The sequence below is a fragment of the Gardnerella sp. DNF01189 genome (assembly GCF_049244195.1).
In the GTDB taxonomy this organism is placed as follows: domain Bacteria; phylum Actinomycetota; class Actinomycetes; order Actinomycetales; family Bifidobacteriaceae; genus Bifidobacterium; species Bifidobacterium swidsinskii.
In genome coordinates, this window is the sequence record NZ_CP058385.1 from 1296038 (window position 1) to 1308091 (window position 12054).

Annotated in this window: 13 protein-coding genes; 9 read left to right on the plus strand and 4 right to left on the minus strand. The window is 41.7% G+C overall.

Annotation, left to right across the window (positions count from 1 at the left end):
- Positions 1-163 precede the first annotated feature (163 nt).
- The 7 genes from HXT41_RS05200 (at position 164) to HXT41_RS05230 (ending at position 8212) form a co-directional block, all read left to right on the plus strand.
- Positions 164-1894, plus strand: coding sequence for an FTR1 family iron permease (locus HXT41_RS05200; protein WP_076002587.1), 1731 nt, complete (start codon positions 164-166; stop codon positions 1892-1894).
- A 95-nt stretch (positions 1895-1989) separates the two neighbouring features.
- Positions 1990-2634, plus strand: coding sequence for an iron transporter (locus tag HXT41_RS05205; RefSeq protein ID WP_076002588.1), 645 nt, complete (start codon positions 1990-1992; stop codon positions 2632-2634).
- Between the two features lie 72 nt (positions 2635-2706).
- Entirely contained in the window at positions 2707-3978 is a 1272-nt protein-coding gene (locus HXT41_RS05210; protein WP_102155495.1) for a DUF2318 domain-containing protein, read from the plus strand.
- 12 nt (positions 3979-3990) lie between these two features.
- Positions 3991-5325: an ABC transporter permease gene (locus tag HXT41_RS05215; RefSeq protein ID WP_102155493.1), complete on the plus strand. Its 1335-nt coding sequence runs from the start codon at positions 3991-3993 to the stop codon at positions 5323-5325.
- Positions 5315-6682, plus strand: coding sequence for an ABC transporter permease (locus tag HXT41_RS05220; protein ID WP_012913771.1), 1368 nt, complete (start codon positions 5315-5317; stop codon positions 6680-6682). Before HXT41_RS05215 ends, HXT41_RS05220 begins: the two co-directional genes overlap by 11 nt.
- Positions 6683-6722: 40 nt before the next feature.
- Complete coding sequence (locus tag HXT41_RS05225; RefSeq protein ID WP_004109895.1) at positions 6723-7568, plus strand: ABC transporter ATP-binding protein; 846 nt, start codon at positions 6723-6725, stop codon at positions 7566-7568.
- Between the two features lie 44 nt (positions 7569-7612).
- Positions 7613-8212, plus strand: a complete 600-nt coding sequence (locus HXT41_RS05230) for an FMN-binding protein (RefSeq protein WP_116994918.1) — start codon at positions 7613-7615, stop codon at positions 8210-8212.
- 12 nt (positions 8213-8224) lie between these two features.
- On the opposite strand, the gene HXT41_RS05235 is transcribed toward HXT41_RS05230, so the two are convergent.
- Entirely contained in the window at positions 8225-8461 is a 237-nt protein-coding gene (locus HXT41_RS05235; RefSeq protein ID WP_421788615.1) for a hypothetical protein, read from the minus strand.
- Between the two features lie 174 nt (positions 8462-8635).
- Positions 8636-9139, minus strand: a complete 504-nt coding sequence (locus HXT41_RS05240; protein WP_116994920.1) for a hypothetical protein — start codon at positions 9137-9139, stop codon at positions 8636-8638.
- A gap of 194 nt (positions 9140-9333) precedes the next feature.
- Between HXT41_RS05240 and HXT41_RS05245 the strand changes: the two genes are divergently transcribed.
- Both HXT41_RS05245 and HXT41_RS05250 read left to right on the plus strand, forming a co-directional pair.
- The gene (locus tag HXT41_RS05245; RefSeq protein ID WP_410310244.1) at positions 9334-10074 is read left to right on the plus strand and encodes a response regulator transcription factor; all 741 of its coding nucleotides are present in this window, start codon (positions 9334-9336) and stop codon (positions 10072-10074) included.
- Entirely contained in the window at positions 10068-11285 is a 1218-nt protein-coding gene (locus HXT41_RS05250) for a histidine kinase dimerization/phosphoacceptor domain-containing protein (protein WP_102703322.1), read from the plus strand. The genes HXT41_RS05245 and HXT41_RS05250 overlap by 7 nt, the downstream gene beginning before the upstream one ends.
- 38 nt (positions 11286-11323) lie before the next feature.
- Here the strand turns inward: HXT41_RS05250 and HXT41_RS05255 are convergent, their stop codons facing one another.
- Both HXT41_RS05255 and HXT41_RS05260 read right to left on the minus strand, forming a co-directional pair.
- Positions 11324-11584, minus strand: coding sequence for a hypothetical protein (locus HXT41_RS05255; RefSeq protein ID WP_012913776.1), 261 nt, complete (start codon positions 11582-11584; stop codon positions 11324-11326).
- A 189-nt stretch (positions 11585-11773) separates the two neighbouring features.
- Positions 11774-11986, minus strand: coding sequence for a hypothetical protein (locus tag HXT41_RS05260; RefSeq protein ID WP_004105675.1), 213 nt, complete (start codon positions 11984-11986; stop codon positions 11774-11776).
- Positions 11987-12054: the final 68 nt, after the last annotated feature.

Genomic DNA, 12054 nt, shown 5'->3' on the forward strand with positions numbered 1-12054 from the left:
TGTAATATTTGCGAGTTTTTTGCGCTGAACTATATCAATCTACCTGATATATCGATATTATGTACCTGTGGGGCCTTTGTAATGGCAAGTTTTAGTTGGGTGCGCTCAATCGGGGTAGAGCGCGTTGAGAAGCAGGAAGTGTAATAAGACACGAGGAGATGTTATGCGCGCGTGTAAAAGTGTGCGCCGAGTTGTTTCCGGTGCTACCGCGCTCATGCTGGCTATGTGCATGGTTATGTGCGCATTTGCGAGTTTTGTTATAAGCTCGTTTGCTGTAACTACGCCAGCTTTTGCAACAGACGCAGATCGTTCGTATGCTAGTTGGTCGGAAGTTTCTAAGGCGATTGATAGCCAATTGCAGCAGGGTCAAAGCGAATATAAAAGCGGCAATAATTCGGGAGCTGCCACTAGATTCCAAGCAGCTTATAATTCCGTTTATGTTGCTTCGAATATGATTACTGTTGTTCGAGATACTTTTGGTCAGAATAAAGTTCAAGAGCAAGGCGATCAATTCCAACAGTTGCAAACGCTTGTGTATCAGCAAAATCAAGGTTCACAAATAAGTGCTGTTTCAACGGCTCTTGCAGCGGATGTTGCACAAACTGCATCTAGTCTCGATGCCAACTTAAAAGTGGATAAGCCAAATGTTTATGCACAAAAGTTGCGTGCGCAAATTAAAGCAGAGCGCAAAAAGCTAGATGCTGCAAAAAAGAAAAACCTTGGACGCAATGGTCGTACGTGGGGTCAAGTTGCTCGAGAAATGAATGTTATTCTCGACAAATCCGTTGCAAAATACAAGTCTGCAAAAGGTAATAAAACTCAAGTAGCATCTGCAGTTGATTTAATTAACGAAGCCTATTACCAGTATTACGAAAAGCTCGGTTTCGAGAAGAACGTGATGAATGCAATAAGCGGAAGTCGCGTTTCGACTGTCGAATATCAATTCAAAGAGTGCCGCCAAACAATGAACAACGGTGCAACTGTTGAGCAAGCTAAAAAGTTCGTAACGGATCTTAAAGCGATGCTTATTGAAGACGCAGCAAAATTAGACAAAGGCGCATCTTCAAGCGCAAATCCATTTATGCAATTCATAACTAGCTCATTTGGTCAAGCTTTCGTGATTTTGCTTCGTGAAGGTTTGGAAGCGTTGCTAGTTGTTGCAGCAATTATTGCTTACCTTGTTAAATCCGGTCACAAGAATATGGTGAAGTATATTTACCTAGGTATTGCGGCTGGAATTGTGGCATCTCTTGCTGTAGCTGCACTATTCGGCTTGCTATTTAATGGCTCTGGTCCGCAGCAGGAGATTACAGAAGGCGTTGTTGCATTGTTCGCAATGCTTATGCTGCTTTACACGAGTAACTGGATGATTTCTAGATCTTCAGTGCAAGCATGGAATAAGTATATTAGTGAGCAAACAACGGCAGCAGTTTCTAAGGGAAGCTTGGTTTCTTTAGCGTTATTGAGTTTCCTTGCTGTGTTCCGCGAAGGCGCTGAAACTGTAATCTTCTATCAAGCAATCTTTGCAGTTTCAAACGGAGCTGACTCTATGATTTGGGGAGGCTTCATTTCCGCTGCTGCAGTTCTTGTAGTGATATTCTTGCTGATTCGTTTCGCATCTGTGCACATACCAATTCGCCCATTCTTTACTGGAACAAGTGCTCTTATGTCTGTTCTCGTAGTGATTTTTGCAGGCGGTGGTGTGCACGCGTTAATCGAGGGCGATGCTCTCGAAGGAATGTATATTCAAGGCTTGCCAACTAACGATTGGCTTGGGTTCTATCCGTATGTTGAGACGATTGTTGCTCAAATTGTGGCAGCAATTGTTGTGATTTCACTGCTTTGCGTATCTATTGCGCGAAGTCGTGGGAAACGCGCGGTAGAAAATAAATAAGCAAAACAACAAATAACCAACTAATAAATAATTAATAAACAACCAATAACAATAATTAAATAAAAATAACTAACAACAAACACAGAAGGTTAGATATGAAGAATAATAAAATGACAGCACTTGCAGCTTTGGCTCTTGCTGGACTGCTTGCGCTCGCTGGCTGCGGTTCTAATGGCAATTCAGCTAAAACTGATGCTAAGTCACAAGCAACCGAGCAGAAGGCTGACGACAAGGCTGACGACAAGGGCGGTGATAAGGGCTTTGAGGAGGTTCCAGTTGGTCCTCACCAAGATCAGAACATTGGACCTCTTACTATTGGCGCTGTGTACTTCCAGCCAGTGGACATGGTTCCAGCTGGTATGGGCTTGAAGGCAAGCGAAGCAAGCTTCCACCTTGAAGCCGATATCCACGCTAACCAAAAAGGTACAAAGCTTGGCTACGGTAAGGGCGAGTTCATTCCAGATTTGACTGTGAATTATGAGATTGTCGATAAGGCAAGCGGCGAATCCGTTGGTAAGGGCACGTTTATGCAGATGAACGCTTCCGATGGTCCTCACTACGGTGCAAACGTTAAGCTTGACAAAGCTGGAAATTACAAGCTCGTGCTTTCTATTGAATCCCCAGAAAAGAAGGGTTGGATGCTTCACGTCGATCCTGCTACCGGCGTAACCGGTCGCTTCTGGACTGAGCCAATTAAGGCAACCTTCGACGATTGGAAGTACACTCCTCGTCAGTGGTAGTGATAGCTAGTTAATAATTAGCGATTAATTAATAATTTTAGTAAATAATAAGTAATAGCAAAGGAGGGAGTTATGCTCAGACTGTTTGTGGCAGTTATGCCTGGGCTGCTCCCTCTTGCGCTACTCACAATGGGATTAAGCACGTCGCTTACTGTTGGCGAGGGGCGAGATAAGCCTCTGAGTGCACGTTGGAGATTGTATGGGCTGTCTGCAGGCACAGTCGCAGCTCTTATTTTTGCTATACTTCGCGCATCTGTAGTAATTAATCAGCGAAACTTTATTAATATGCCGGCGTTATGCATTGCGGTTCCGCTTGATATTGCTGCAATTATTGTGGTTATTTTTTCACACAAAATAATAAAAAATTGGCGTAATTGCCCGCTTTTAATGCACATAAGTAACGCGATTGGTGCATGTTGCTTAGCGTTTACTGTGTTTTATGCTTTACCAGATGTTATTTTGCAACTTACTATTTTCGTAGATTCAAGCACTCCGCCTTTTACATCAGACATGTTACTTCGCGCGCTTGGTTTTGTGCTTGGCGTTATTGCTGCTATCTGCTTAAGTCTTATGGTGCGTTCTTTGCGCACTACGTCTAACGCTATTTGCTTCAAAATTGCTGTAGTTTTAAGCATGATTATTTTGCTAGTGCAGCACATAACTTCACTTTTGCAGATTATGCAAGGAAGCATTTTGCTTTATATGGATGACTTTTCTTTTAGCGTGCTTGTTTGGCTAATTAATAACGCTCCATTAATGATTATGGCGCAAATTAGCGTGTTCATGATTCCTGCTGCTGCATCCGTAATAATCGGCTTTAAAACGGCTGTAGTTGGTGAAAATGCAGCAGAAATTCGCACGAAGCGAGCGTTTAAAAGGAAATCTCGGAAGTCTGCGCTCGCAGCTCTTTTGGCTGCTATCACAGTAATACTTACGCTTACTGTAGGCGTATCTATTATGAATATTAAACCAACTCTTACTCCGCCAGAACCGTATGAATTGCACGATGGTGTTGCAACTATTAATTACGTTCAAGTTTCAGATGGTCATTTGCATCGTTTCCAATACAAAGCAAAAGACGGCACTGTTATGCGTTTTATAATCATTAAAAAGAATGGTGGAGCGTATGGCGTTGGATTGGATGCTTGCGAAAACTGCGGCGATGCAGGCTACTATGAAAAAGACGGTAAGATTATTTGCCGTAAGTGTGATGTAGCAATTAATTTGGCAACTATCGGTTTTAAAGGTGGTTGCAATCCGATTCCGTTCCCGTATAAGGCTGGACATGGCAAAATCACAATTCATACTGCTGATTTAGACGTGCTCAGTTCGCATTTTAAGTAAGGGAGAGTTGCTATGTTTATGATGCGCATGGTTGCTCGATCTCTTGTGCGGCAATTGAAAAAGCGTGTGTTAATTGCGCTCGTAGTGTGCTTAAGCGCGTGCGTTAGCGTGTCAATGCTTAGCGTTGTGTATGACGTTGGAGACAAAATTAACGCAGAGCTGAGTTCATATGGTTCAAATATTGTGGTTCAGCCAAAATCTAGCGCTGTTGTAAATGATTTGTATGCTTCTCGAGAGCAGATTGATACTAATGGTTCTGAGAGTTTAAAGGCTGCGGAAAGCCACGAGTCTACTGCTTCGCTAAAAGAATCTGATGCTGCAAAAATAAAAATGATTTTCTGGGCGTTTAATATCACTAATTTTGCGCCGAAAATAATTGTTCATGCAAATCTTGAAGCGAAATCTTCTGGCGATTTGGTAGTGCCTATTATTGGAACTTGGTTTAATCGTAAGCTTGCGCTCGCTTCCGGGGAAACAACAGTTGTTGGTGTTAGAGGTTTGCGCTCTTGGTGGAAGATTAATGCAGGTCGTTGGGCAAAAGATAATAAATCTGAAGCAATGGTAGGTGCGCAGCTAGCTGAGCGTTTGCACTTAAAACTTGGCCAGCGTTTGCGTTTGATTCGTGACGAACGCGAGGTTTCGTTGCGCTTGGTTGGCGTATACGATTCTGGCGACGACGACAATAACGCAATCTACGCAGGTTCTAGCGATGCTCAAAGCCTTGCAAATAAGCCGAATAAGGTTGATTCGATTGAAGTAAAGGCGCTTACTACTCCTGAAAATGATTTAGCGCGAAAGGCTGCTAAAAATCCGGCAGTGCTAAGCCAGGAAGAGTGGGAAACTTGGTATTGCACGGCTTACCCGAGTTCGATTACTTACCAAATTGAGGAGGTAATTCCTGGAGCTGTTGCAAAGCAGGTTCGTCAAGTTGCGGCGTTGCAGGGTAACGTATTAAATAAGACGCGTGCTGTTATGGTTTTGATGACTGCGTTGAGTTTAATTGCTGCTGCTGTTGCTGTGGCGAATCTTATGGCTGCTTCAATTTCTGAGCGTTCTGGCGAGCTTGCATTGCTTAAGGCTTTGGGTGCACGTGATGGTGCTGTTGCTCGTCTTATGCTTATGGAAACTGCGGTTATTGCGTTTGGTGGAACGTTACTCGGCATGGCTTTGGGATTTGCGGTGGCGCAGATTATTGGTTTCACAGTGTTTGGCTCTTCGATTTTGTTCCGACCAATGGTATTTGTTCTAGTGTTCGTGCTGCTTGCGTTGACTGTGCTTGCGGCTGCAGGCTCGTCGATTCGTTCGATTTTGAGTGTGCGTCCTGCGGAGGTGCTTCATGGCAGGTAAATCTTATATGACTTCCAACAATTCTATGTTTATTACCATGCTATTTAGCGCGGTATTTCGTAGAAAATCGCGTGCTTTGATGGCTGTTATTGCAACGCTTGTTGGTGCTGCTACGCTGTTTTGTTTAGCTGCAATCTGCCTGGTTGTGCCTCAGCAAATGAGCGATGAAATGCGTGCTTATGGAGCGAATATTATCGTAACTCCAATTGAGGGTGAGTGGAAAAACGGTATTGATCGCGCGATGGTTTTGCACACAAACGATATGGTTCTTGCAAAAGGTGCTATGCGATCTGCTACATATCGTTACGAAAACGTGCGTATTAACGCAGCTCCGTATGTTTTAGCAGGAATAGACGTTCGTTCAGTAAAGTCGCTTAATAAGCATTGGAATGTAGACGGCTCTTGGCCTAGCAGTGGAAATGTTATGGTTGGGCGAGATGTAGCTCTTGCGATGGGCTTAAAAATAGGTTCTCGAATTGCGATTGCATATAGATCTTCGGATAATACTGCCGGCTCGCATAAGCCAGCAGAGAAGTCTGCAAATAAGTCTGCAAATAAGTCTACAAGTGAATCTGCAAATAAGTCTACAAATCAGTCTGCAGATAAGCCAGCAGAGAATCAAGCGCAAAATTCTTCTGCAAATTCTTCAGATCAGTCTGCGCAAAATTCATCTCAACAAAAGCTCGTTGAAGGCAGAGTCTCAACGGATATTATGGATACTCACGGCACAACTTTCCGCGTTTGTGGCATTTTGGATACAGGCGGTGCAGAGGATTCTATGCTATATGCGCTAAACGCAGATGTAAATTCTCTTACGGGAGTTAAGCGTGGAGCAGATGTAATTGCTTACTCGTCTTCTTCACCTAGCGTTGATGCGGTTGTGAGAAGTATTAACGACATGACTTCTATGCGCGTGCGCGCTCAGCAAGTTACTAAAGTTACTGCTGCTGACACTGGTATTATCACTATGCTTCGCAGCCTGTTCTGCATTGTATCGCTAGTTGTTCTAGTATTGATGATGGTTGGCGTGAGCACTACGATTTCTTCGATTGTGCAGCAGCGTCGAAATGAAATTGGTTTGCGCAAAGCTTTGGGTGCGAGCGCACGGAGTATTGGCGTGGAGTTTACTGCTGAAGCTGGAGTATATGGCTTCGTTGGCAGTATTGCTGGTACTGCGGTAGGGTATGTGTTTGCCCGTTTGCTTGCTGCAATGGTGTTCTCGAGAGATTTGGGCGTGAATTGGTGGCTAGTCGTGTTCTCTATTGTATTTAGCGTTGCTGCGTCTTGCGTTGCTGCTTTGCCGCCTGTTTTGCGTGCTTCAAAGATCGACCCTGCGATTGTGCTTCGGGAAGAATAGCTTTTAGAGTGATTTTAGAGTGATTAGTTAAGGATTTAATATGACAGAGAATATAGAAAATAAGTTAGATAGCGCGGAGTCTAAGCCAAAAATGCTGTTGACGTTGGATCATATTTCCAAGATTTACGGATCTCTTCGAGCTGTTGACGATTTGTCGCTCACTGTGCCAGAAGGCGAGTGGCTTTCTATTGTTGGCTCCAGTGGTTCTGGCAAAACAACGTTAATGAACATTATTGGCTGCATGGATTCACCATCTAAAGGTTCCGTGTCTTTGCAAGGTCGCAAACTTGAGGATTTGAATGCCGGTCAACTCGCTGACGTTCGTAAAAACGTAATCGGTTTAGTTTTTCAAAAGTTTTATCTTGTTCCGCATTTAACAGCTGTTGAAAATGTGATGGTTGCGCAATACTATCATTCTGTTGTTGACGAAGCTCAAGCAATGGACGCTTTGGATCGCGTGGGCTTGAAGGATCGCGCTCACCATCTGCCAAGCCAGCTTTCTGGCGGTGAGCAGCAGCGTGTGTGCGTTGCTCGTGCGCTTATCAACTGCCCTAAGTTGCTTCTTGCGGATGAGCCGACTGGTAATTTGGACGAAAAAAATGAGCAGATTGTGCTCGACTTGTTTAAGCAGCTGCACAATCAAGGAACTACGATTATTGTTGTAACTCACGATTCTCTGGTTGCTCAATGTGCTGATCGTGAAATTATGCTCAACCACGGTGTGCTTGTTGGTGAGCGTTGGAATAACGAGGATGCTCGCAAAGCGTACGAGGCGATTGGTGGCAAGCCTGCGTTTACGAGTGCTCACGTTGATGAAAGTGTTGTGGAAGCTTTGCAAGACCATGAGCCTACTAAGTCGCCTAAATTAGCGAATTTAGATGATTAGTTGCGTGGGTTTTAAAATATACAAGATTTAAAGGCGATGATTTTATGGTTTCAGATAATATGTTTCACGATGTTTCACATGATGATTTGAAATCCAAAAAAGTTGCAAAAACCGTTGCTGCGCTTGCAATTGTAGCTGCATCGTCTGCTACGTTGTCTGCTTGCGGTGAGTCGAGTGCTGTGCCAATGAACGATGAGTTCGCTGGTAATTCTGGTCAAAGCGCGGATGATGGCGGTAATCCTTCTGGAAAGTACGATGCTGGTGCTCAGCAATCTAAATCTTCTGCGCAAAGTGAGGATTCTGGGGATTCTAAAAACCAATCTAAAACTGATACTGGCAATTACAAAGATGGTGACTATAAAGTCAAAGCTACGTATGGTCCGGTTGCAGAAGACAGTTTTGATGTGCGCTTAAGCGTTGCAAATGGGAATGTTAGCGATGTGCAAATGACGCCTCATCCGTTTACGCCGATTTCAAGAGGTCATATGGATGCATTCTCAAAGGCTATTCCAGGAAAAATCGTTGGAAAGTCGTTGAAAGATTTGCATATTTCGGTTGTTGCTGGAGCAAGTTGGACTAGCGATGCCTTCAACAAAGCACTTGATGTTGCTCGCCAAGAGGCTTCAATTCAATCTGCAAAATAATCTACAACCACCTTAATCTTTGACTTCAAGAATAGTGCCTTCGTTGCGAATCATCGTTGCTGTCATGGCTCCATTTGCTGCCATAAATGGAATAATCGCATTGCTATATTCGTGCATGAATTGTGCAAAATCATGATTCCAAGAAATAATTGCAACATACAAAAGAAGGAACTCAACTGCTGTAAATAATGCCCACTTAAGAATCCAAATAAGCGTTTTTTTAATAACTTTTATAGAGTCCTTGCTCATGAGTTGCCTTCTTTCCAATTTGCTGTTTTGTTCGTGAGCATTGTAGCTAATTAGCGTACGTTGCTTCTCGTTCGTATGTATTTCTAGTATAAATGCCGCAAGTCTTCGAGCAATACGATGTACTCAAAAGTTATTACTCAACGTAATGGTAGATTGCCAATAAGTCTTAAATCTTTACAAATCGCTTTCATCAATAGGGTGACCTTGTGGACGCTTTATTACTCGCCGCAAAATCACCAATGTTAAGACGCCATTTGCAATTCCGTAGTAATAAATCCAAGGAACGTGAATAAGCCCACAAATAAAGCATGAAATAATATTTGTTAAATTATTTAGATAATTGCTAAGTATTTGCTTATTTTGTGATTCGACTTTTTTGCGTTTTTGCTCAAGAGTTGTTATGTAATCTTTGTTGTTTTCTATATTCTCAACATCACTACTTATGCTGTTAGCGCCTGCGCCGTTAAGATTAGATATATTATTTTCTATATACGCATTTTTTGCTTTAATAACGCTTTTGCGCAAGAAAAAATATGCATAAGAATACAATGCAACAGAAAGAAGTCCTAAAACAAGCCACAAAACGAAAAAGCCAAAGCTACGCATAAAAGCAGCTGTTGAGGCAAGTGCCATCGCAGCTACTTCTGCGGAGTGCAATACTACTAATCGTTTTGTCATATAATCCTGCTGCAATCATTATTGAAACTGCATTTTCAAACGCAACTAAAAGTCACATATTGTTACTTATTATAAGCACATATGATTTACGCGCAGTATTTGTAATCATTTATTACTACACAATTTGCCCTACTTTGCGCGCGTTTATAAAGTAGAATATAAGAAAAGTAGCGTGTGATTGCAAGAAAGCCATTATGCCAAAAACGTATGCAATAGTAGATAACGACCCACTAGTTTTAGCGGTTATGCGAAACGTGCTCAGCAAGCTTTTGCCAAGCGAGTACGTGTGCAAATGGTGCGTAAAATCAGGCGTGCAAGCTTTGAAATATTGCCAAGTAACAAAAACAACTCCGGATTATATTTTGATAGATATGTCAATGAAAGACATGTCTGGAGTAGACGTAATACGCGCAATTCGTGAGCAAAACAACAGTATCATTTTAATTGGCATGACTTCATACGATTGTAGAACCTACGCTTCGATGGTTGCGCAAGTTGGTGGGCAAGCTATGGTTGCTAAAGACAATTTCAAAGGGTTAGCAGAAGCTTTGCAATATTGCGATAATCAAAACGTGTATGGCTGTCGATGTGTTAAGGATGTTGCTTACGATTTTGTTACTCCGCAAGAATCTTTTATTAGGCTTTCTAAATCAAGGTCGCGTAGCGTTTTGCCGCCTCAAGAACTAAAAATCATGGATCTGCTCTCTAAAGGTTGCACAACAAATCAGGTTGCGGCTCAACTTGGTCTTATGCCAAACACTGTAAACACGCATATTCATAGGATTTACAAAAAATTGCATGTTTCTAACCGAGTGCAAGCAATATCCGCGTTTGCTGCAATGCAAAATCGTGAGCAAACTAGCAATCTGCAATATTTGAATGATTCGCCGCAGAGTCATCCGAATCCTTCTCAAGAAACGGATAACGCATGTTAATGAAAACATTTTCGCGCGTTATTGAGTTGGTTAAAAGCTGGAAAATTCAGCGAACTTTATTCATAATATTGGCGACTCTTGTAGTGTCAATGGATGTGCAATCGTGCAATACAGCTGGGTTGTGGCATAACCCGCAGCAATCTGCGTGTCAATACGTTTGGATGTTTGCAATATTTCTTTTGATTGCTTTTCCGCGTCAAGTATCACTCGTAACTCCGATTTTGTATTGCGTAACGTTAGCAGTACCAGGTGTAAATGCGACGTGCGTGCTTTTTGCGCTGATTGCTAGCATGTTTGTTGCAGGCTTTTATGATTCGTGGAAGTATTTGCTTTGTGCGTACATAGTTTCGCTGAATATTATGTACTTTGCAAAAATGGCGTACATTCCGTTTACTTTTCCTTGTTTTATTCTTATTTTCATGATTTGTGGTTACGTTTTGCGCAAATATTTGAACATGTTGGAAGAAAATAATCGCGCAAAAATGGATATTGTACGGAGTAAGTTCCAGTCTTATATTGCGTCGGTTGCGTTGCAATTGCATGACGATGTGAACAATGAGATTACGGATATTACGCTGCTTGCAACGGATGCTTTATATGCTGAGAACAATGAACATACAAAAGAATCGTTAGAGCAGATTATTGAACATTCGCGTAATGCACTTTCCAAAGCGAGACTTGTTATCAGTCTGCTTGAGCAAACTGAACAAAAGTATGATGATTCTTTAGATTCAAATATTGCTAGTACGCAGTTTGTTTATAGTTCTAATAGCAATGATTGCATGAATTTGGCTGATTTCTTATGCAATATTCGTGCGCGTTTACAGGCTGAACGGCAAATTTGTGAGCAGCTTGGGTACTATGGCTCTCTAACAGTGGTTGATAAAAGTTCGGGGAGTGGTGATTTTGCTGCATCTGCAACTGTTAGTACTGAAAAAGCTCAATGTGCTATTCGCATGTGCAGTGAGTTGCTTACTAATATTCGTAAGCATTGCAGTACTAGCGTTGACTTTTCTATGAACGTTACTGTTGATGAGCGAGAATGCAAAATAATGTGTATGAATTCGTTGTCGAATAAGTTTGGTGGAAGACTTGTTTTTGGCAAAGGACTACTATTCCACAAAAAATCCGTGGAACGTTTAGGTGGATCTTTAAACGCGCAAAAAGATGATGATGCATGGTTGGTCAATGTTGTTATTCCGCTAAACTAGTATCAATCAGACTCTCGCTTTATCGTGGTTAATTTACGCTACCTGTCCTCTTCAAGACCAGCAGTGAATTTTTCTGCTAAGATGTGAAAGCCTTCTAAATATTCTTCATAACCATCGGCAATAATCGCATCGTCATGAACTACAAACTTATTATTTTCTAACACTACATACTTGGTAAAGAATTGCTCAAGCTCTGCAGCCAATTTATCAAAATCTTCTTCAGAAAGATTATCGTCATCGTTACTAATATTTGCTGCAGCAGATGGATTCCAATTTTTTACTCCAAAATCTTGACTCATGACATTCCTTCTTCTTAATGTAATCTATGAATATTGCATATTAGCATCTTAGACAGCAACCGAAAAGTTACTGATAAATAAAAACAACCAAATAGGATTAAAATCTACCGTAATATAACTTAGAAAATATGAAATAGAAGATTAGCGAAGTGCTGTGTGCATTTCGCTAATCTTCATGAAATAAATTGTTCAATAACGATCATCAGGTATAAAGGCACGTGCAAAAGCAACAATAAGTGTAAAAACAAATGTTTCAATCCACCTATTTGGAGATGAAATGTAAGCAATTGTATTGCCACTAAATATTGCAAAAATTCCAAGCAAGCCAATAAATGTTAACGGCATATAAGTAGCTTCTCGTTTGATAAGTCGCTTAAAATAAGCCAAGATTTGCTTTTTCATAATGATTTACCTACCACTGGTTGCGACACATTGTCACTGTTGTAACTACTGCAGCTACTGTCTTTGCT